Source organism: Niallia sp. M35 (assembly GCF_050971705.1).
In the GTDB taxonomy this organism is placed as follows: Bacteria; Bacillota; Bacilli; order Bacillales; family Cytobacillaceae; genus Niallia; species Niallia circulans_A.
In genome coordinates this window covers 145,880-168,546 of the sequence record NZ_JBPCEP010000001.1, presented here as the reverse complement: position 1 = coordinate 168,546, position 22,667 = coordinate 145,880, and the positions used below count along the sequence as shown (strand labels likewise).

Here is a 22,667-nt window from a genome sequence, read left to right as displayed (position 1 = left end):
AAGCAAAGGGGAAAATTCATGTACCGAATGAAATTACAGCTATTTTTCAGAAAAGCTAGCGTTTGTTTCATTCTTTTAGGGTAATGAAGTATATATTAGCTTAAATTTTGATAATAATAGCTAAATAGCGCGATTATCAGCCTAGATTGCTCCTTTTTCAGCTAAATTTCCATTTTATCAGCCAAAGGCTACTATTTTCCCTAAAAAACAAAGGAAGGAGGGTTCCCCCTCCTTCCTTTTCATTTAATCTCTAATATCAACAATAATTTTCTTTTGTTGTAATGATCCTGCTGCATAAACAATCGTTCGAATTGCTCTAGCAACTCGCCCTTGCTTCCCTATTACCTTTCCAATGTCATTCTCGTTGACAGAAAGCAAGTAAGTGATACGATTATCCTCTTCTGTTACAGTGACAGCAACTTCCTCTGGAAAATCAACAAGGGGCTTAACAATCGTTTCTATAAGCTCTTTCATTGCATCAAATATTATTTACCGTTTTTGATATTGTGGAATTTCTCCATAATACCTTGGTTAGAGAATAGGTTACGTACTGTATCAGATGGTTTTGCACCATTTTGTAACCATTGTAGAGCTTTATCTTCGTTGATTTCCACGATAGCAGGGTTTGCTACTGGATTGTAAGTTCCTACTGTTTCAATGAAACGTCCATCACGTGGTGAACGAGAATCTGCTACTACGATACGATAAAAAGGAGATTTTTTTGCTCCCATTCTTTTTAAACGAATTTTTACTGCCATTTAATATTGCACCTCCGAATAGTTTCACACAAGATAGTATATTATCAGATACTCCAACACTTTGTAAAGTGTTTTTTCTTGTCAGTGTTAAAAATCTTTATTTACGCCCTCTCACAGACAGTCTCCGCGCCATTTCAATAGACAAACAGATCCTTTTTTTTACAAAAAACCGCTGTTAAAAAGGGTTAAATGGTAATTTAAATTTACCTTTTTTCTTGCCTTTTTGACCCATATTGGTCATTTGCTTCATCATTTTTTTCATATCATCAAACTGCTTTAAAAGTCGATTTACTTCTGGAACCGTTCTTCCGCTTCCTTTCGCAATACGCTTTCTTCTGCCAGAATTGATAATTTCAGGATGTTCTTTTTCTTGCTTTGTCATGGACTTAATGATTGCCTCAACATGGGCAATTTGCTTTTCATCCACTTTCATATTGTTTAAGCCTTTGATTTTGTTCGCACCTGGCATCATTTTTAATAATTCGTCAAGTGGTCCCATACTTCTAACTTGGCTTAGGGAATCAAGAAAATCATCAAAGGTAAATGAATCAGACTTCATTTTCTTTTCTAACTCTCTTGCTTTTTCTTCATCTACATTAATTTGTGCTTTTTCGATTAAGCTAAGGACATCGCCCATTCCCAAGATTCTGGAAGCCATTCTCTCAGGATGAAATGCTTCAAGCGCATCCATTTTTTCTCCCAAACCAACAAATTTAATTGGTGTATTTGTTACAGAACGTATCGAAAGTGCTGCTCCCCCGCGTGTATCCCCATCAAGCTTTGTTAAAACAACTCCCGTTAATCCTAACTGCTCGTTAAAACTGCCAGCTACGTTAACAGCATCCTGCCCTGTCATTGCATCGACAACGAGTAATATTTCTTCTGGGTTTGCAAGTTCTTTGATCTGCTTTAATTCATCCATTAGTGCTTCGTCTACATGAAGGCGACCAGCTGTATCAATTAAAACATAATCATGATGATCTTCTTTTGCTTTTTCAATTGCTTGTTTTGCAATTTCAACTGGACTAACTTGATCTCCTAGTGAAAATACCGGAAAATCAAGCTGCTTGCCTAAAGTTTGTAATTGCTTAATTGCAGCAGGACGATAAATATCAGCAGCAACCAATAACGGATTACGATTATGTTTTTTACGCAATAAATTCGCAAGCTTACCAGTAGTTGTTGTTTTACCTGCCCCTTGTAATCCGACCATCATAACAACAGTTGGCGGGCGCTTACTAACACCAATTTTACTTTCTTCTCCACCCATTAATTCAGTAAGTTCTTCTTTTACTACTTTAATAACTTGTTGTCCAGGAGTTAAGCTTTTTAGCACTTCCTGTCCAACTGCACGTTCACTTACTTTTTTAACAAAGTCTTTTACCACTTTAAAGTTAACGTCCGCTTCAAGGAGTGCAAGACGAACTTCACGCATCATTTCTTTAACATCCGCTTCATTTACTTTCCCTTTTCCACGGATTTTTTGCATCGTGTTCTGCAGTCGGTCAGCTAAACCTTCAAATGCCATACGTCAGCCTCCTTAATCTAATTTCTCTAGTTCCTCTACTGCTTCTCGCAACGCAGATATAGATAAGGTATCATGTTCTAGCATTTTTTTCATCTTTTCAAAAAGAACTTGACGTTCCTGAAATTTCTGAAGTAACCCTAACTTATTCTCATATTCTTCTAGCATTGCTTCCGTACGTTTAATGTTGTCATACACCGCTTGACGGCTTACATTGTACTCAGCAGCAATCTCCCCAAGAGAGTAATCATCCAAATAGTAAAGAGACATATAGCTTCGTTGCTTCGGTGTTAACAACGACTGATAGAAATCAAATAAATAATTCATTCTCGTTGTTTTCTCAAGCATCGAATAATACCCCCGTGTTAAGTCAAAAGCCTTTACATCAACTATTTTACACACCAGAAAAAAAGATGTCAAGAAAATATCTTTACAAATCGAAATGCGGAAGCGCCTTGATTATCGTTGTACAAACTGGAAGGTTTCTGACTGAGATAAAGGAAACACGGTGAACGGTAGGGAAGCGATGTTGACTTATCGTAGGGAAGACACCTGGAAGTTTGCTAAACGATAGGCGTTGCAGCTGGACAAATCAAAAAGCGGCGGGGGTCCGTTTAGTGGCGTGTGGGGTGGAGTGGCGTTTCCTGAGATATAGGAAACACAGTGAACGACAGTGAACTGATGTTGAATTATCGTAGGGAAGCGGCGGGAAGCCCATCAGCCCCTAGACCCCCGGAGCTGGACAAACCGAAATGCGGAAGCGCCTCGGTTATCGTTGTACAAACTGGACGGAAATTCTATAAATGAATTAGTTTTTTTGACTCTGTCTTAGATTTTTTCATATAACATAAAATAGATTTTGGTTTTCATTAGATTTCTCTATTACCTTTTCCTCCGCGTCATCCCGTTTTCGGTCACAGAAAGCTCTTCTCTATTACCCTTTTCTCCGCTTCATACCGTTTTCGGTCACAGAGAGCTCTTCTCTATTACCCTTTTCTCCGCTTCACACCGTTTTCGGTCACAGAGAGCTCTTCTCTATTACCCTTTTCTCTGCTTCACACCGTTTTCGGTCACAGAGAGCTCTTCTCTATTACCTTTTTCTCCGCTTCACACCGTTTTTGGTCACAGAGGGTACTTCTCTATTACCTTTTTCTCTTATTTCCCCTTCTTTCGGTCACAGAGAACTCTTCTTTATTACCCTTTCCACCTCAAAAAACTAACTGCAGACAACCAATAAAGTTTGTCTGCAGTCTTATAACAATCTGATTCATCGCTTTTTCTTCCGCTTCATTTCTAATAATTGTTCCAAATGATTTTCGCTGTCTACCTTTTCCGTCTTTATCTTCTCTCGCGGTTTTTCTTGCTTTTGTTTCGGTTCTCTGCTTGAAACATCTTTTTTGAAAGTAACTGGTCTTTCTTTAGGTGCTACACCTTTCTTCTCGATAGAAGGTATTCGACTCTTTTGGTGCTTACCTCTTTTTCTCTTTTCAAAGACAGGGAAAAATTTCACTGGTAATCCAAGTCTTCGAATAGCAATTTCGAAAAATAGAAGCAGGAAGCTAATTAACAGCAAGATTTCGGTAATCTCCTGCTTTTGTTTAACTGGTTCCTTCAACGGACGAAACGCTTGTGATTCTTTCTCCAGCTGAGATCCGTTAGTTATCGCCAGAAGCTCAGCAAGCTTTTCTTTATTTGCTCCGGTAATTAAATATTCGTCTGAATAGGGAACGGTAAATCCTGATTGGTAAACAGTAACGTTTCCGTCCTCATCTGTTTGTTTGACATGAATAAAATAAAGACCAGGATCATTGCCAACATCCACTTCATATTTTCCAGGAGCGAGCATTTTAGTATTTCCTTCCACCGTTTCTCCTCTTTCGGAGATAATGGTTGTTTCAATCGGAAGCATTGATAAGTGATCCGCTGTTATCGATAGATAGGTTCTGTCCTTCGCTTTTTCAACAGATAAAGAATATGCCTCCGAATCGTACTGTGGCAAGGTTTTTGCGACCATTTTTGTCATAAAACTACTCCATTGGTTCCAACGCGCCCAATCTCCTGCCCACATGCCATTTACGTCAGAAGTGAAAGCTATTGCCTTTCCTAGACCGTATTGCCATTCCGCAAGAATAGGATCTTTTTTTGTACTCTCAATTGGAACGATGCTTTCTGATTTTGGCGTTGTGGCGATATAGGCATTCATTTCTGGTACCCCTTTACTAAACAAGGAATCCCACCCATAACCAGACTTTATTTGGGGATAAAACGGATTATCCTCAATATAAGTTTTTGTCGCCATAACGGTTTCTCTTGATAGAATCGAAGGAATTACCGAAGAATCCTGTACATCATAAAAACGTCCAGCTCCCATTTCCGCTAATTTTTCTAATAAATTCCGATCTGCATCCGCCCCCAAAGCCACCGTCGAAATTGTAACATTTTTCTTACTGCCATTATTAATTAACTCCTCATAATTATTATTCGTTGCGGATTGTCCATCTGTTAGCAAAATAATATGTTTTCTTTTTACATCTAAATCACTGATTTGCTCATAGGCTTCCAGTAATGATCCATAAATTTCGGTTCCGCCGCCAACTGGGACAGAACGAATCTTATCTACAACTTCCTCTTTATTTTTCAAAGGTTTAGGTTCTACGATCACCCATGGCTTATCATCAAAAGCTATAAATCCTAATGTATCTGTCTCTTGAAGCAATTCAACAGTCCGTGCTGCTGCTTCTTTTGCTAACGAAAATTTCGATCCGTCCATACTTCCAGAGCGGTCTAACACAATCATTAATGCTAGTGAGGGCATTTCCTTTTTCCCTTTTATATCCATATCAACAGGCAATAGTTTTTCGATAGGGGTTTGGAAATATCCTCCTAATCCAAAGCTATTTTCTCCACCTGTCATGAGAAAACCGACGCCAAAATCTTTCACGCTTTTTTCAATAAGACTCATTTGCTTTTCCGTAATATCTGTTGCTGCAATATTATTAAAAATAATCGACTGATAATTCAAATAGCCAGAAAGCACAGTAGGAAGCTGAATAGAGGAACGAACCTCTACTTTATATCCAGCAGCTTCTAATGCTTGAACAAATGATTCATTGGGGCTATTTTGCACTACTAAAATTTTCGGAATGGTTTTAACCATATTGACAACCTGAAGCTTATTATTTTCAGCATAGGCATCATTCATTAGATCAACTTCTGCTTTATATGTTACCAATCCAGTCTGTTTTACAGGAAACTGAATAGGGATTACATTTGTACCTTCTTTCACTTTGATAGACTTTGAAACAATTTTATGATTATTTTCATAAAAATGAAGTAAGCCCGTTTTCGCCTTATTACTTTCAATGGTTACAGAAACATTTGCTTGTTCCCCTTCAAATAAAGTAGACGGCACTTCTACATCTGTAACAGCAGTATCTTCATATAAAGAGGGTTCAAGCAGCACAGTGTCTAATTCAATGGAGCGGTTTTTTAATAATTTTGCCGCTTCGGTAAGATTCCCCATCGTCTCGTTCCCGTCGGTAAACAGTATAATCCTACCGCCGCTATTATTGGAAAAAACACTGCTAGCAAGGTTAAGCGCCCCTTCAATATTTGTGTGGTCTTTACCTAACTCCTCATTCCATTTAGAAAAACGAAGTTCCTCTTTGCCCATCATTTGCTCTATAGTTGTTTTTTCTCCGAAGGAAAGTACACTATAGAGATCTTTTTCCTTTTTATATCGCAAGCTTTTTTCCAGCCATTCAAGCTGCTGCTCTCCTGCATCTTGTACACTTGCACTGCGATCCATTAGAAAAACAACTTGGTTTTCTTTTTGCGGCAGAACTATTTGTGGAATGGCAAGCGCAAGGATTAATAAAGCAAAAATCAAGCTTCTTAAAAAGAGAATAACTTGTCTTTCTTTTCTATTTGACATCGTCCTTGACTGTTTCCAATATCGATAAAGAAGAAAGATAATAGGTAGAAAGATTAATAGAATGAATGGGTATTTAAACTCTATCTGCACGTCGGTACACCTCCCATTCCATACATAAAATGATCAGCGCAAGCAAGCATAAAATATACCATAACCAATCATTCTGCGTTTTTGTCATTTCATTGCCTATTAGTTTATCTTCATTTAGAACAAACGACTTTTGCGTAGCAGTCGTCTTCTCTCGATCATCGAGATTTACGGAAAAATATAGAATTTCAGAGCCATTTGTCAATTGATAAACACCAGGCAGCTTAGGTGCTTGAAAACCATCATCCAACGAGAAGGTTCTCACTAATTGGTCGTTTTCATTATAAATATCCCACTCTGTTTCTTTGCTTGTTAAATGAATGGTCCGCGATTCTAATGGCTGAAAATCACCAACATAATTGGATTGAGAAGAAAGCCATTGATACATATTATATAAAAAGATCGGAAAACTTGGATGTAATGGCCAATCACTATCTTTTAAGTCAAATTGAATAGCTATAGCGGGCTGATTATTCCATTCGCCTTTTTGAATTAACGGCAGTTCTCCACTTTTAACAATAGGTTTCATCGTTTTCATTGTCTGCTTCATTGCACTTGCGATAAAAACATCCTTCATATCGACATGTAAAAGTAGTTCATCCTCACTTGGTTCTATCACTGTTTGCACTTCTTCTTTTTTTCCTCCTGTAAAGAAGAAAACAAATGGACCTTCGATGTGTTCGGGTAACGCAGACCCAGATAATAGGAAAATACTATCCTTTTTGGTGAGAAAATCTTCTTTATTCTCCATTTGGATAACTTGAAGCCCAATCGCCTCAAATCCTTTTACCAAAAAAGGATTCATTTCATTATCAGTATAAATAGTTGTTGCCTGTTTATTTAATACAGCGGTTTGCATATTATCAACTGCAAAATCATCTGAAGCATTAAGTTTAGCATCGTAATAAGATTTCTCAGGAAGCTCGTTTATCGCAATTACTTTTCTTTCCTTTGGCTTTAATTCAATATCTTGTTGATAAAGTACTGTTTTTTCACTTTCAACTTGAAAAGGTATGGTTTTATGGGAATCAGTTTGATTTTCCACCAGTGCAACACCCGCTACTTTATCGGCATTTTTTGATACACCAAAAGATAAAATCGAAATATTTTCTGCTTTTTCCTGCTCTTGATTATGTACTTTTACATAAAAAGAATCGATATTTTTTATCCTTTCCTTCTCCAGCCCATCCGAAAAAATATGAATGGCCGTTTTACCCTCTTTCGCTAGACTTGCCGTCAGCTCTGTTGCACTTTGCCAGTCTTCATGTGTATAGGAAAGTTCTAACCCTTTAATTGCAGCACTTATTTTATCGCGCTCTGACTCATTATGCAGAAGAATTTGAGGACGATCATTTACCTCTAAAATCGTAACAGCTTGATTTTTCTGAAGACTTTTCATCATTTCGAGTGCTTCTTTTTTGCTATCTTCTAAACGGTTAGAGCTACTACCATTCGCGGCCATCGAAGCCGAGGTATCAAATAAGAATATGATTTGCTCCCCTTTCATCGTTTCTTTAGCAAAATATGGTCCTACTAATGCAAACATCAAGAGTAGCAAGCATAGAAGCTGCAGCCAGAATAGAACATTATTTTGCCATTTATGAAACCAGGAGGATGCCCTCATTTCCTTAAGAACTTCCTCCCAAAGTAAATTGGAGGGGATAGTTTGTTTTGTATATTTTTTGCGAAAAAAATATATTAGGATGAATAATCCAATAAAAATTAGCAGCAAAAAATAATAGGGTTGTGCTAAATGCATTTTGTCTCTCCTTTTGGCTCGTAATGAAAAAGAATTATTGAACCAATCCAGCAAACGCCAGTTCTCGTAAAATAATCGTTTGGATATCTAGTTTATCGCTGATTTGGCAATAACGGATACCATTTGTGGCACAAAGAACTTCTAGTTCTTGATTATGCTGATCGAGTCTTTTTCTATAAAGTGTTTTAATCGAGCTATTTAGACTTACATCCACGGTTTTTCCATTTTCACTATCGACTAATTGTATGTCACCAGATAGATTCGGATGAATCTCGCTCTCACTTAGTAATTGAATCAGCCATATTTGCTGATTGCGATATTTTAACCGTTTAAAACTTTCCTCAAATAATGACAAAGCTTCTAAACCGTCTGTTATCAAAATAATCATTTGTGTCGGCGCTTTTATAGAATTGCTTAATGATTGTGTGAAGCTTTCATTAATCGTCTGCTCCTTCACATCAACAATCTCATAAAAGGTTCGTTTATTATGAACCGAACCTTTGCGATGAAAGGAATGCTTTGTAGAAACAACAGAAAAACTCAGTCTATCCTCATGTGATAATGTGATATAAGCTAAGCTTGCCGCTAATTCTCTTGCTAGCTCCCACTTGGAAGGTATTTGTTTCATTGAGGCTGTCCCATCAAGGAAGATACTAACTGATATCTCCTTTTCATCTTGAAATCTTTTAATATATGGCTTATTTGTTCGGCCATATACATTCCAATCGATTTGGCGAATATCATCACCAGGATGATAGATTTTATAATCAGCAAAATCCAAGGAGGTTCCGTGAATATGAGATTTTCTTCGACCATTCTGCATTCCTGCACCCTTCGTCGAAACTTGCAGTCTTTTTCGATTCATTCTTGCTAATAAGGAATGATAGTTCTTCATCGTCCCTTCCCTGCTTCAATGCGTAATGTTTTTTCCAAAATATCTTCCATAATTTGATCAGTCGTAACGCCCGCAATTTCCCCTTCAAAATTAAGCAAAATTCGATGTCTAAACACTGGTAGTGCCGCATAACGCAAATCTGCCATGGAGACATGCAGTCTTCCAGAAGCTAATGCTCTTGCTTTTGCCATGGTTACTAAGGACTGCAGTCCCCTCGGACCACTTCCTGCCTGAATATACTTATTTCCTAATTCTGTCGCATCCTCCGAACCAGGATGAGTGGCAGAAACAATATTAACAGCAACGTCTAAAATATCATCCGCAACGAGAATTTGTTTGACAAGACTTTGTAAATGAAGAATATCCTCTACAGAGGCAACACGCGTTAATACAGTTGACTCCGTTCCAGTAGTCTTTTTAATAATGGCTTTTAGTTCTTCTTTTGACGGATAAGTAACATGCAATTTACATAGAAACCGATCTAACTGAGCTTCCGGCAATGGATAAGTTCCCTCCATATCAAGGGGATTTTGTGTTGCCAAAACAAAAAATGGCGCTGCTAATTTTTTCGTTTCCCCCATAATGGTGACTGTTTTCTCCCCCATCGCTTCCAATAAAGCACTTTGCGTTTTCGGTGTTGCACGGTTAATTTCATCTGCAAGAACAATATGCTTAAATAAAGGTCCTTCATGAAAATGAAATTGTTGTTTTCCTTTATTATCAGGCTGCAGCACCATCGTACCAGTAATATCTGCCGGCATTAAATCTGGCGTAAACTGAATTCGCGCGAAGGATAAGTCCAAGACTTCCGAAATAGTTCGAATCATCATCGTCTTTCCAAGACCTGGAAGTCCTTCTAAAAGTACATGTCCACCTGCCAGCATACACCAAAGTACCTCATCAGTAATTTTTTCCTGTCCGACAATGAATTTGCCAATCTCCTCTTTCACCTTTTTAAGCAAAGCCTCTGCTTGGATAAAATCCTGTTCCACTAGTTCTTTTTCCATCTTTTCCCCTACTTTTCATTTGGTTTGATATCAGTAAAATAGTTCTTTACAATATTTTCTAAGTCATTTGGCAATTTATATCTTGAAGTACTTTCCCTGTAAGAAGCTTCATATTCTGAAAATACCTGTTCATACGGACGAATATTCCCTTTTAAAACTGGACCCTCCCCTTCTGTCATCTGACCTTGCTTGCCATTGCCTAATTTACCTGAATCCACTTCGACATTATCTTTTCCAACCACTTTTTCCGGTACTGTTAATAACTCTCTGCTACCGCTTCCGAATCCAGCTCCTGAGCCATTCCCATTCCCTGATCCACCAGCACCATTGCCTGAACCTGAACCCGAACCTGAACTGGAATCAGAGCCATTTCCAGAGCCTGATCCTGATCCATTACTATTGCCTGAACCGTTGCCTGAGCTGGAAGAATCATTATTTCCATTTGTTGAATTGCCCTTATCATTCTTCCCTTGCTGACCACTGGTAGTTGTCTCTCCTGAGGAAGTTGTATCATTATTACTGGAGCCTTTGGCAACCGTACGAGACTTAGGGATCGTTATTCCATTTGCTAGACTTTCATCCTCCAGCTTCTTCCCAACCTGAGCAAGTTCTGTTTGCACAGTTTCTAATTGTTGCAGCAATTCCTCATTACTCAGCAATTCATCCATTTGCTTTAATAGCTGTTGAAACTGCTCTTCTGATAATTGCTTATTTGCACCTGTCAATTGATTGAGAGCATCTTTTTGTTGATCTGTTAATCGTTTATATTGTTCGTTTGCTTTTTGTAATTCCTTCTGTACTGCTTCCTTATCTTTCTCTGAGATAGCCTTAGAGAGAGACTTCAAACCAGTCTCATTCAGCATCGATTCTATCTGTTGGCGTTCCTTGCTTTTCTCTTGGATTTTTCTCTTTTGCAGCTGAAGCTCTTTCGCTTGTTTTTCCAATTCTGCAAAGGTTTTTTCTACCGTGTCCTTCTTTTCTAATTGCTTTTGGATTTGTTTTAGCTCTTTTCTCACCTGTTTATCTGTTTCTTTTTTTATCGCTTTTTCTAATTCCTTTTCCGCTTTAGCGATCGTTTTTATCTCATTCTCTTTTTTCTTGGCAGCTTCCATATTAGCTGATGGAAAAAACTGTAACAGTAGACAAATGATGAAACATACCATTCCTGAAAGAATAAATTTCGGATAAATATATCTTTTCTTTCGGCTTAATACAGCTAATTGTTTCTCTGTCATTTGCGCTATCGCTTGTTTTACAACTACTTGTTCGACCGCACCTTCACTATGTAGATAGGAAAAGGCCGTCGTTGCATAATCATCGGCAACAAATTGATTATATAGTTTTACCGCTTGTTTTTCTGTTGGCCATTTTCTCCATAAGCGAATGAGAAAGATGGAAACACCAACACAAAACACCGCGAAGAGATAGTACAACAAAAAAGGCAGAATAAAAAGATACGCCATTATGGAAAGGAGGAGAAATCCTCCTCCTAAAAGTGCTAGTAATAGGCATAGCTCTTTTGCAAGCAACTCTCTAGCAATAGATTTTCTTACTGGTTTGAGCAATTCCTTATACTGCTGAAGATTTTCCATAAACTTATCAACTTCCCTTTTTCATATTAGCACGTAAATTACGAACACTAATTGTTAATGACAATGCAATCACAATACAATAAGTAATAAGATGGGCAGCCCAAATCGGAAACTTAATGCCTGTCAATTCTTTAATTTGTTCAGAAACAGTTGGTTCAAATATATCTGCTAGCACAATACCAGGATTAAACATGGCACTAAAGTATACAGAAGGTACTTTTGCAGGAGTCGAAGCAGCATGAATATTCGCTATTTGAAAAAGAATAAGAGAAATAACTGCCGTTCCAGCCACAATAAATAACGCAACACTATAGGTTGTCACCATACTAACAATTGTTTTGCGTATGAGGGTTGAAAATAAAACCCCGAAACTGCCAATGACAAGCATTGTAAATAAACTGAAGAAAAATACTTGTGTTAACTGCGTTGGCGAAATCCCCCCATATAAAAACACAAAACTGTATATCGGAAGACTTGCTAAAATTAATAGTACTAAGTACGAAATGGACGAAAGCAATTTGCCGAGAATAATCGTAAAGCTGCTTTGAGTGGTTGTTAAAAGAATACTTAAGGTTTGTCTTTCCCTTTCACTACTAATCACCCCACCTGTCAGTCCTGGTGTAATAAATAAAACTAATCCTAATTGAACAAACGCCAAAAACATAAACATCAAGCGGCTCTCCTGCGGCTTAAAAAATCCATTTGGGCTCGAGGTTCTGAGTACATACATTAAAGCAACCATCAGCAAGGTAAGCGCAAGTAGATAAAACAGAATTCCGACAAATGTTTTTCCTGAACGAAAACGTAGCTTTAACTCTTTATTTAATACTGGATTCATGAAATAAGCTTTCAAGAGAATTCAACCTCCTTTGTAATCTCCATAAAGACATCCTCTAAATTGCTCTCCATTTCTGAAAAACTAATAATCGGAATTTCTTTTTGAATCGCTGTTTTTAATAATTCTTGCTGCGCTTTATCTCCACCTTTAAAGAGGAACTGAATTACTTTGCCATCTTCCAGCACTTCTATCTTTGAAATTCGTGGACTTTCCTCCAAAAATTCAATCGTTTTTTGTATATCAAATGTTTTTACACTAATGATTTTTTCACTCTGTAATTGCTGTTGAATAGCTGAAACCGTTCCTTGTGCCACTAATTTTCCTTGATCCAGAATTCCAATGACATCACACATTTCTGCTAGTTCTGGCAAGATATGTGAAGAGATAAGAATAGTCTTTCCCATATTCTTTAATTCTTTTAAAATCTCCCGCATTTCAATGCGTGCCCGTGGATCCAATCCAGATGCTGGCTCGTCTAGAATAAGAACTGCTGGATCATGGATTAAGCTTCTCGCAAGACAAAGTCTTTGTTTCATTCCTCGCGATAAAAGATCAACATATTCTTTTCGCTTATGAGAAAGATTTACTAGCTCTAACAGCTGCGGAATTAACTTTTCTCTTTGCGCAGCTGAAATTCCATAGCTAGCACCATAAAAATCTAAGTATTCTTCTGCTTTTAACTGATCATAAACACCAAAGAAATCAGGCATATATCCTAACTGTTTTCTAACCTCTTTCGGCTGTTTAATAATATCAGCCCCATTTATCGTTGCTGTTCCAGAAGTAGGTGCTAATAAAGTAGCAAGAATAGAGAAGGTCGTAGATTTACCAGCTCCGTTCTGGCCGACAAACCCAAACACACATCCTGCTTCAATCTGTAAATCTAATGGTTCAAGTGCTGTAAACTTTCCATACTTCTTGGAAAGACCTTTAATTTCTATCATTCTTTTATCTCTCCTTTCACCTTAACAGATGGCAATTGCATGTATGGGTCACCATTTGTTGCTTTATTCACCTTCAGCGTAATTTTCCTATTTCCATCCAAATAGTCGGCAATCTTTTGTTTCTCCAATTTGAAAAGATTTTTTACTTCTTCATAATTTCCTGTGCGTTTATTATAAATACTGTATTTCACACCTGGAGTTCCGCTTGCTTGTATCGTAATAGATTCAAAAGCAATCGAGCTATCTTCATAAGATTTCGGAATTCCAAGTGTATAGAGATACTCCCCATCTTCTAACGTAAAATCATTTTCTTGGAAATTCTGATTATAGACAGTTCCTTTAATTACTGCTAGTTTCTGGTACATATCTCCTTCATTCAAGGTAAAAGGCCCAGGAAAATTATTGGCTATTGTAAGAGGCTCCATTATTAAATTAGTGCTGTTCTTTGTTACCTTTCCACTTGTTAAACCAACCTTAATGATATCCTCATTTGTAATTCCAATTAATAATGGATCTCCAGTTGTCACAGTCTTAAAATACTCCGTATTCAACACCAATCCTGAAGCAACTAATTCTCTATATTCATTTAAATCATTTCCATTGTAATCATAAACATAGGAACCTTGATTCGAATCAGATGGTTTAGAAAAATACTTATGCTTACGAGAAACCTTAATTTTTTTTGTTTCTCCAGCAGCAAGCGAACCTAATTCGATTTTTTCCGTTCCCGACCATATAAATAGGTTGGAGAAATCATATGGAAAATGATTGGTTATGGAACCAGTAATCTCTTTTTCTGTTGTTTCAAACTTATGACTGAATCCACCTTCTACCGGGATACTGGACTTGCCGTACATAGTACGACTGGACCAATACTCTACATCCGGAAAAATCATTTCATTCTTTTTTATTTTTTCCTTGGTAACGGCCTTCATCTGTAATTCTCCATATCCTGCAAAAGGAATAGGAGTATACAAATTTTTATCATACATTAACGTAAAATCACCAGATTTATTCGATAAAAGAGTTGTAGCTTGATATCCAGATAAATAGTTATTGCTATATTGATAGACACCCATTTCATTAAATTGCGGATTTCTTATTTTATCCTTTGCACCCGTTAGGAACACTGCAATCGATAAAAGAATCGATACGCTCGGAATAATCCACCAAGCATGCTCTCGTTTGTCGATTCTTTTTAACACAACGTATAAAATCGGCACAATAACGAGCAAATAACCTGCCAAAATAATTAATAAGATACTTGTGGATATAGTAGAGCTCTCGAAATATTCATTTGCCTGCACAAAACTATTATAAAGATCACCAATCGGGTTACTGTTATATTGAGAATTATTGGCATGCTGCGAACTTTCAGCTAATAGTATTTTTTCTACCCAACTATTAAATCCGGACCAGCCAAGAAAACTGGGATCACTAAGTGAAAAGGAAGCTTGTATAATTTTTCCTTCACCGAGCTCCTTTTTCGCCATAATCGGCTGGTCATTATGTAAAACAATTGCTTCTGCGCCTTCTATTAAGGTAGATTGATAACCATCTATTTTCGCTTGCTGTTTATTTTTTGTGTCTAGAACCGCCAAGGAAAAAGCTTCTTTTTTGCCAAGTGCTAGCGGCATCGATGTTTCTAGATGGCCGTATGCTTGCTTTCCATTTGGTTGTGCACCAGTAATCAAAATACCTCCATTTTCAATCCATTTTTTTATTGCTTGCTGCTGCTCATCCGTTAACTCACTCAGTGAAAATTGATCAACCAGCAGATAGCTTATTGTTTCAAGCGCTAATGCCTGATCAGGTATTTCTTCTTTGATCATTTCCGTTGTATAAATGGAATTACTAGGCAGCTTTCTTAAATCTTTAAATTTATCATATTGATCAGTAAGTATACCTAAAGCCTGTTCAGGGATAAGATTTACCCTCACTTCTTTTACTCCAGTAAAAGTTACTTCATCGCCATTCTGCCAACTTCCGCGATATAATTTCATCTTTTTGTTAGCATAGTCTGTATCAGAAGAAATCCCAGGGATTGTGGCCATATAGGTCTTCTTACTATTTGCCGGTATATCGACAGATACTAATGTTTGTCCTCCCGCTTCATAGCTTGGAGAATAGGGAATTAATAAATCTCCTTTAAAGTCTTCTCCACTATTTTCCAGTATAATTTTTAATTGAAATCCTTTTCCATCCATTACCTTACCAGCAAATCCAGCCTCTGTTGTGATTTTTATGGTGTCAGTAGAAGCGGCATTTGCTTCTTTGACAATAAAAGTAGTGGCCAATAACAAGATAAAACATATAATTATCACTTTTTTTACTTTTCGCAAACTTTGTTTCCCCCATTTTCTATTTTTTGGTTCTAATTAATTAACGATTGGCAGTGGTTTCCTCCCTACAGTAAATACCAAAAATATCATAATGTAATTTTACACTATTTAGAGCATTTTATACATATGTTTTTTGGATATTACTTAATACTTGCCTCTCCTTCATTAGACGAAGAGACTGTTAGAAATGTTTTATGTATTGGAAGCTATTTTTTTGGAAGCATAAAAAAACTTCTGTTAACCTTTTAACAGAAGTTTGAGTTTAATATTGTTTTATAATTATCAGTGTTAGTATTTTTGTAAAATATTCATTTCGCTTTCATTCAATCTTTAAAGGCAATTCAACTAACTTTGAACACATGCTAGTTTAAATGAAAAAGGATAAGGATACTGGATGGAATCGCTATTAAAATTGCACCAATTATTTTCATGCGCAGGCCTGATAAGCTGCTTAAAAATAGGTTTTCTTCTTCTATCGTGAGCAAATTTTCTCCTTCTGCTTCTTTGAATTTTTTTGCTGGCAAGGAATCACCTAGTCGAGCATAAGCATGATGCTGAACAAGATGGCCTTTTACTGTTAAGACAACGCCTCCAATAAGAATAAGCAAAACAACGCTTTGAATAATCAAACGTTTTCCCTCCGAAAAAAAAGATATTACTTTTATTATTCTTCTTATCCTTATTTTTATTACGTCTTTGCAATAATTTAACATTCATTTACAAAAAAAAGATGTCGTAAAGCTTCCTTAACGACATCTTTCCAAGCTACTCACTGTTACTCTTCACTTTGCTCTACTAAGTTTGAAAATAACCCATAGACATATTTTTCTGGATCGAAGCTTTGGAGATCGTCCATTTTCTCACCTAAACCAACAAATTTAACTGGAATATGTAGTTCGTTTCGGATTGCTAATACAATTCCACCCTTTGCAGTTCCGTCTAATTTTGTTAGCACAATGCCACTTACATTTGTTGTTTCTTTAAATGTTTTAGCTTGCACTAATGCATTTTGTCCAGTAGTTGCATCTAGCACGAGTAAAACTTCGTGCGGAGCACCTGGGACCTCTCGTTCAATTACTCGCTTTACTTTTTCTAATTCCTTCATTAAATTGACTTTATTCTGCAATCTTCCAGCTGTATCACAAAGAAGAATATCTGCTTGACGAGACTTAGCAGCCTGTACAGCATCAAACATAACTGCTGCTGGATCAGAGCCTTCTGTATGTTTAATGACATCCACACCGACGCGCTCTCCCCATACCTCCAGCTGTTCGATTGCTCCAGCACGGAAGGTATCGCCTGCAGCAAGCAAAACTTTTTTTCCTTCTTCTTTATACTTATGAGCAAGCTTACCGATGGTCGTTGTTTTCCCTACTCCATTTACGCCAACAAACAAGATCACAGTTAATCCTTCTGCTTGCATATTAATCGTAGAGGATTGATCTTCCCCGTTCTGATAAATAGCAACTAGCTTTTCGGAAATTACATCTTGTACTTCTTTTGGATCTTGGATGTTTTTTCTTTTTACTTCTTTTTTTAGCTCATCAATTAGTTCCATAACTGTTTCGAAACCAACATCTGCTCCAATTAAAATTTCTTCCAGCTCTTCAAAAAAATCTTCATCTACTTTTCGATAACGTGACACAAGTTCATTCACTTTTTCGGAAAAGTTATTTCTCGTTTTCGATAAACCTTCTTTAAACTTCTCCGTTACAGTTGTAGTCTGCTGAGACATTTTTTCTTTTAACTTTTTAAAAAAGCTCATTATTATCCCCTCTTTCGTTACAAAATATGGTTATGTACATGTAAAAACTATTTATAAGTAAACATTAAAAGTTTCCAAGGCCTTAACTTTACAGAGTAATAGGCCTCGGAGTTGAAATAAGAAATAGTGTTTTTTAAAACGTATTAGGCTTCTAACTAACTATAAAAGAATTATCCATTTGCAACTAATTCCTTTGTTTCGCTCAATCGAACGGAAACTAGCTTTGAAACACCTGACTCTTGCATAGTTACCCCATAAAGAACATCTGCTTCTTCCATTGTCCCTTTGCGATGAGTAATGACAATAAATTGTGTTTCATGGCTGTAGCGTTTTAAATAGGAACTAAATCGGAATACATTTGCTTCATCCAATGCCGCTTCCACCTCATCCAAAATACAGAAAGGAACTGGTCTTACTTTTAGAATAGAGAATAATAAAGCAATGGCTGTTAGTGCTCTTTCTCCACCAGATAAAAGACTTAGATTTTGAAGTTTTTTCCCTGGCGGCTGGGCTACGATCTCTACTCCTGTATTTAAAAGATCTTCTGGATTTGTTAAGACTAAATCGGCACTGCCTCCGCCAAATAAGCTTTGGAATACCGTTTCAAAATGAGCTTTAATCCCTTCGAAAGTCTGCTCAAATCGATTTTTCATTTCTTCATCCATTTCATCGATTACTTGATAAAGAGTATCCTTTGCTTCTTCTAAATCTGTTTTTTGTTCGAGAAGGAATTCGTATCTTTCCGAGATTCGCTCGTATTCCTCTATGGCCCCAAGATTTACAGTTCCTAGTTCTTCCATAGCTAATTTAATGAGCTTTACCTTTTTTCGAGCTTCTTCGACTTCTAATGTTAAAGGATAATCAAGCTTAGCCCCTTCATACGTTAATAAGTATTCCTCGCGTAGATTCGTTAATCGTGTATCTAATTCCACGTCTACACGGTTTAATTTAACTTCTTCATCCTTTAGTGCCTGAACAATCCCTCTATGAAGCCTGCGCTGCTCCTTTGTTTCCAGCTCCAGCTCTTCTAAGCCCATTTGTTTTTGCAATCTTTCCTCTCTGCGTAAAGAAATAAGCTGGATCGTTTCTTGCTTTTCTTGCAGTTTTTGTTCTGCTGCTTCTTCTAATGTCGCTTCCCCTGAATGAGAATTACTCATTTCAGAAGAAAGCAAGCGTAAGTCCTCTTTGACAAGCTCCCACTTTTCTTCAGTTGATTCATGTTCTTGAATGATAGCTGCTAACTTATCCTTTTCATGGCGGAGCTGTTCCTTTTTAGCTGCCGATTGAATTCGTAAATCACTAATTGTATTTACGACTGACTCTTTTGAAACTGTTTGTTTATTTTTTTGCTCGGTAACTAAAGCAATCTCTTTATCCAATTCAGATAACTTTTTACTTTGCTGTTCCAGTTTTTCTTGCAAAACAGTTCTTCTTTGCTGCAGAAGCTCTTGCTCTTGATGTGAATCGGCCTTATTGCGGTCATATAGAGACAATTTATCATTCATTGCTCTTTCTTCGAATTCCACCTCTTTTAAGTCATCTTTCCATGTTTGAATTTGGAAACGAAGATCTTCCACCTTTAAGCGCGCTTCTTCTATCGATGATTCTTCTGCTTGCAATGCTGCTTTTCCTTTTTTCAGCTGTTCCTCAAGCTTTAAAGATGTTTTATCCATTTCAAAAATCTTTTTCTTAAGCTCTTCTAATTCGCCTTTTCTAGTGATGATCGAAGCTTGTTTCTGCTTCATCGCTCCACCAGTCATCGACCCACCAGGATTAACTATCTCCCCTTCTAACGTTACAAAGCGGGAACGATATTGAAGAATTTTTGCCATCTCATTGGCGCCCTTTAAGTCCTTCGTAATCACAACATTTCCTAATAAACTGCGGATAATTTCCCGATATTGACTGTCATAATTAATCAAATCTGCCGCAACCCCAATAAAGGATGGATGCCCTTGAATTAATCGGAGTTGGGAATCAGCAAGCGTTTTTCCCTTAATCACATTCATTGGTAAAAACGTAGCTCGTCCAAACCCATTCTTTTTTAAAAAAGCGATTGCTTCACGACCATTTTGTTCTGTTTCCACCACAATATGCTGCATCGATCCACCTAATGCAATCTCTAAGCTCACACTATATTCCTTTGGCACTTGCATTAATTCCGCAACTGCACCTCTGATCCCTTGTAAGGATTTCCCTCTAGCTTTAAGTACTTCCTTTACTCCGTGGAAAAATCCAGAATAGTCATCTTCTAATTCCTCAAGCATTTCTTTACGTGATTTCGCCTGCTGTGCATATTGGTATGATTGATATAGTGCCTTCTCGACTTGTTGAACCTTTGCTTCTATTCCTTGAAAATGACTTTGCTTTTCCTGCCATTGTTTAGACCATTTCTCCAGTTCATCAGAAAGTTCCTTTAATTTCTCCATAAACTTAGTCTTTTTTTCTTGAATATGCATACGTTCATTTGTAAAATTAGCATTTTCTTCATCAAGCTGCGACGTTCTTTTTTCATGATTTTCTAGTTGCTGAATAACCGAATTCAATTCATTTTTTGCCGCTGCTTGATTACTCACTATCTCAATATAGTCGCTTTTTAGCATCTCAATTTTTTCTTCTAGGTTTTCATTAAAAAGAGCAAGATTTTTTTCATTAGCTTTTAAAGTTTCTTCAATCGCTTTCGACTCTGCTTGCAATTCATGAACAAGCTTTTGTTGCTCTTCTTTTTGCAACACAAGGGTTTCTACTCTTTCTTGTAGCTCCACTTTGCTCTTTTCAAGCTGATCTCGATTTTGTGTTGCATTCTTTTTTCGCTCTTTTAATACTTCTTTTCGACCTTCTAATTTTTCTAATTCTTCACTCACTAAAAGAAGTACTTGTTGAAGATCATCAATCGATTCATCTAAAGCGGCTACTTCATTTTTCACTTCCTCCATCTTCGCTTCCTTATTTTGCAGCATGGAGGATAGTTTTAGTTCTTCTTGTTTATATGTTTCTAATTGCTTTGAAATAGCTTCAAATCGCTCATGCGCTTCTTCGATATCATGAACCATTAAGGCTACTTCAATCGATTCAAGATTTTCACGATGATGTAGATATTCTTTAGCCATTGAGCTTTGAATCTTTAGTGGCTCAACCTGACTTTCTAATTCATGTAATATGTCATTTACACGATTCAGATTATCTTGTGTTTCTACAAGCTTGCCTTCTGCTTTTTTCTTACGAGTTTTATATTTCAATACACCTGCTGCTTCTTCAAAGATAGACCGGCGATCTTCTGCCTTACTATTTAAAATTTCTTCGACTTTTCCCTGACTGATAATCGAAAATGCCTCGCGCCCAAGCCCCGAGTCCATAAATAAATCAATAATATCTTTTAGACGACAAGATTGTTTATTAATTAAAAATTCACTATCTCCTGATCGATATACACGCCTCGTCACACTTACTTCATGGAAATCCAATGGCAGGAAATGATCTTCATTTTCTAAAGTTAACGTTACTTCTGCAAAGTTAACCGCTTTTCTTGAGTCACTACCTGAAAAGATAACATCCTCCATCTTACTTCCACGCAAGGACTTTGCAGATTGTTCTCCAAGTACCCAACGAATTGCATCCGTAATATTACTCTTCCCACTTCCGTTTGGTCCTACTACTGCTGTCACACCTGGCACAAAATCGACAGAAATCCGATCTGCAAATGACTTAAAACCGATAACATCTAACCGTTTTAAGAACATGACCTCACCCCGATTCTTCCTTGTTTTCCTCTAGTTGTTTTTCTTCGTTTGTTTTCTTGAGCATTTAGTTTTCACTTTCCGCCTTTAGCATTAATAATGATTTTTGGGCAGCTTGCTGCTCTGCTTCTTTCTTGGAACGCCCCATACCTGTTCCAAGTTCTCGATTATTTAAAAAGACTTGTGAAATAAACTCTCTATTGTGTGCGGGTCCTTTTTCAAGTAATATTTTATACTCGATTGTTCCAACAGCATCTCTTTGTACATATTCTTGTAGTTGACTTTTAAAATCCATCACATGAGAAAAAGCACCGTTATTAATTTTCGGGAATATAACTTCCTCTAAAAATGCTACCACTGAGTCTAATCCTTGGTCTAAATATAAAGCACCAATAAACGCTTCAAATACATCAGCAAGCAGCGCTGGTCTAGTTCTTCCCCCAGTCATTTCCTCTCCTTTACCTAAGAGCACATACTTACCAAAGGAAAGTTCATTAGCAAAGGAAACAAGCGATGGTTCACAAACGATTGCAGCTCGCAATTTAGTCAGCTCACCTTCGCTCATCATCGGGAATTTATTGAAAAGAAATTTAGAAACCGTTAATTCCAGAACAGCATCCCCAAGAAATTCTAATCTTTCGTTATCTTCATGTGGTTTTCTTCGATGCTCATTCACATATGATGAATGGGTAAAAGCTTGCTTTAATAGTTTTTCATTCGTAAAATGAATCCCCAATTTATCTTGGAGTTCTTTCATTTTTTTCTCATTTGGTCGAACAGTTCTTTTGTCTTTTCGATTGCCTCGCATTTTGCATCCACCTTAGCACTAAGTTTACAATTCATTTCAAGTTTAAGTAAAAAAGATAAAAAACGCAAAGAAACTTGGAAAGTTTTTTCTCTCCAAGCCTTTTCTATTACAGAAATCGGGCTACCACTAGGGGGCTAACCCCACTTCACATAAGAAAAACTATTTCTATCCTTTTATGCGTCAATAAACGCTGTATTTGTTATTCATTTGCACGAATCGCTATCTATCCGTCCAACAACTAATATTTTGCCTATAATAATAGGTATTTAGTTATTAGTATACATCAAACAAACAGATATTGTCATCTATTCTTAGAGCCATTTTCATAATGGATTTCCCTGATATTTCTACAATCATAGAATATACATAAATCACCGCTAACATACAAAATTAAAAGCCCCGTTATAACGGAGCTTTTAAACATTGATTAGCGATTACTTATGTAGTTCACAGCATCACCAACTGTAGAAATCTTTTCAGCATCATCGTCAGAAATTTCCATATCAAACTCATCTTCTAATTCCATAACAAGTTCAACTACATCAAGAGAGTCAGCCCCTAAATCATCTTTGAAAGAAGCCTCTAAAGTTACTTCTGATTCTTCTACGCCAAGACGATCTACAACGATTTTTGTTACACGCTCTAATACATCTGCCATTTATTTCACCTCCCCTCA

At 37.0% G+C, this 22,667-nt stretch carries 17 protein-coding genes; all 17 read right to left on the bottom strand.

Going from position 1 to position 22,667, the window contains the following annotated elements:
* Window positions 1–243 precede the first annotated feature (243 nt).
* The 17 genes from NiCM35_RS00800 to NiCM35_RS00720 all read right to left on the bottom strand — a co-directional run bounded on the left by NiCM35_RS00800 (window position 244) and on the right by NiCM35_RS00720 (window position 22,649).
* Window positions 244–474, bottom strand: coding sequence for a KH domain-containing protein (locus NiCM35_RS00800; protein ID WP_031534442.1), 231 nt, complete (start codon window positions 472–474; stop codon window positions 244–246).
* Between the two features lie 11 nt (window positions 475–485).
* Window positions 486–758: a 30S ribosomal protein S16 gene (gene rpsP / locus NiCM35_RS00795; RefSeq protein WP_016201097.1), complete on the bottom strand. Its 273-nt coding sequence runs from the start codon at window positions 756–758 to the stop codon at window positions 486–488.
* Between the two features lie 175 nt (window positions 759–933).
* Complete coding sequence (ffh, locus tag NiCM35_RS00790; protein WP_047939980.1) at window positions 934–2,286, bottom strand: signal recognition particle protein; 1,353 nt, start codon at window positions 2,284–2,286, stop codon at window positions 934–936.
* Window positions 2,287–2,298: 12 nt separating this feature from the next.
* Window positions 2,299–2,631 carry a putative DNA-binding protein gene (locus tag NiCM35_RS00785; protein ID WP_095329158.1) on the bottom strand — a complete coding sequence of 111 codons (333 nt, stop codon included), beginning with the start codon at window positions 2,629–2,631 and terminating at the stop codon, window positions 2,299–2,301.
* A 919-nt stretch (window positions 2,632–3,550) separates the two neighbouring features.
* Complete coding sequence (locus NiCM35_RS00780) at window positions 3,551–6,307, bottom strand: VWA domain-containing protein (RefSeq protein ID WP_371471128.1); 2,757 nt, start codon at window positions 6,305–6,307, stop codon at window positions 3,551–3,553.
* The gene (locus NiCM35_RS00775) at window positions 6,291–8,063 is read right to left on the bottom strand and encodes a vWA domain-containing protein (RefSeq protein WP_171509518.1); all 1,773 of its coding nucleotides are present in this window, start codon (window positions 8,061–8,063) and stop codon (window positions 6,291–6,293) included. The genes NiCM35_RS00780 and NiCM35_RS00775 overlap by 17 nt, the downstream gene beginning before the upstream one ends.
* 34 nt (window positions 8,064–8,097) lie before the next feature.
* Window positions 8,098–8,958 (bottom strand): DUF58 domain-containing protein, encoded by an 861-nt coding sequence (locus NiCM35_RS00770; RefSeq protein ID WP_123257446.1) that lies wholly within the window; start codon window positions 8,956–8,958, stop codon window positions 8,098–8,100.
* Window positions 8,955–9,965: an AAA family ATPase gene (locus tag NiCM35_RS00765; RefSeq protein WP_123259607.1), complete on the bottom strand. Its 1,011-nt coding sequence runs from the start codon at window positions 9,963–9,965 to the stop codon at window positions 8,955–8,957. The genes NiCM35_RS00770 and NiCM35_RS00765 overlap by 4 nt, the downstream gene beginning before the upstream one ends.
* Before the next feature lie 8 nt (window positions 9,966–9,973).
* Complete coding sequence (locus NiCM35_RS00760) at window positions 9,974–11,557, bottom strand: DUF8809 domain-containing protein (protein ID WP_172859530.1); 1,584 nt, start codon at window positions 11,555–11,557, stop codon at window positions 9,974–9,976.
* 7 nt (window positions 11,558–11,564) lie between these two features.
* Window positions 11,565–12,410 (bottom strand): ABC transporter permease, encoded by an 846-nt coding sequence (locus tag NiCM35_RS00755; protein ID WP_095329153.1) that lies wholly within the window; start codon window positions 12,408–12,410, stop codon window positions 11,565–11,567.
* Window positions 12,407–13,339 carry an ABC transporter ATP-binding protein gene (locus NiCM35_RS00750; RefSeq protein ID WP_095329152.1) on the bottom strand — a complete coding sequence of 311 codons (933 nt, stop codon included), beginning with the start codon at window positions 13,337–13,339 and terminating at the stop codon, window positions 12,407–12,409. Before NiCM35_RS00750 ends, NiCM35_RS00755 begins: the two co-directional genes overlap by 4 nt.
* The gene (locus NiCM35_RS00745) at window positions 13,336–15,681 is read right to left on the bottom strand and encodes a DUF8725 domain-containing protein (RefSeq protein WP_433778275.1); all 2,346 of its coding nucleotides are present in this window, start codon (window positions 15,679–15,681) and stop codon (window positions 13,336–13,338) included. Before NiCM35_RS00745 ends, NiCM35_RS00750 begins: the two co-directional genes overlap by 4 nt.
* Before the next feature lie 362 nt (window positions 15,682–16,043).
* The gene (locus NiCM35_RS00740; protein WP_095329150.1) at window positions 16,044–16,310 is read right to left on the bottom strand and encodes a hypothetical protein; all 267 of its coding nucleotides are present in this window, start codon (window positions 16,308–16,310) and stop codon (window positions 16,044–16,046) included.
* Window positions 16,311–16,456: 146 nt separating this feature from the next.
* Window positions 16,457–17,446, bottom strand: coding sequence for a signal recognition particle-docking protein FtsY (gene ftsY, locus NiCM35_RS00735; RefSeq protein ID WP_047939970.1), 990 nt, complete (start codon window positions 17,444–17,446; stop codon window positions 16,457–16,459).
* A 170-nt stretch (window positions 17,447–17,616) separates the two neighbouring features.
* Window positions 17,617–21,186: a chromosome segregation protein SMC gene (smc, locus tag NiCM35_RS00730; protein WP_433778272.1), complete on the bottom strand. Its 3,570-nt coding sequence runs from the start codon at window positions 21,184–21,186 to the stop codon at window positions 17,617–17,619.
* A gap of 64 nt (window positions 21,187–21,250) precedes the next feature.
* Window positions 21,251–21,991: a ribonuclease III gene (gene rnc / locus NiCM35_RS00725; protein WP_095329148.1), complete on the bottom strand. Its 741-nt coding sequence runs from the start codon at window positions 21,989–21,991 to the stop codon at window positions 21,251–21,253.
* A 427-nt stretch (window positions 21,992–22,418) separates the two neighbouring features.
* Complete coding sequence (locus NiCM35_RS00720) at window positions 22,419–22,649, bottom strand: acyl carrier protein (protein WP_016201082.1); 231 nt, start codon at window positions 22,647–22,649, stop codon at window positions 22,419–22,421.
* Window positions 22,650–22,667 lie beyond the last annotated feature (18 nt).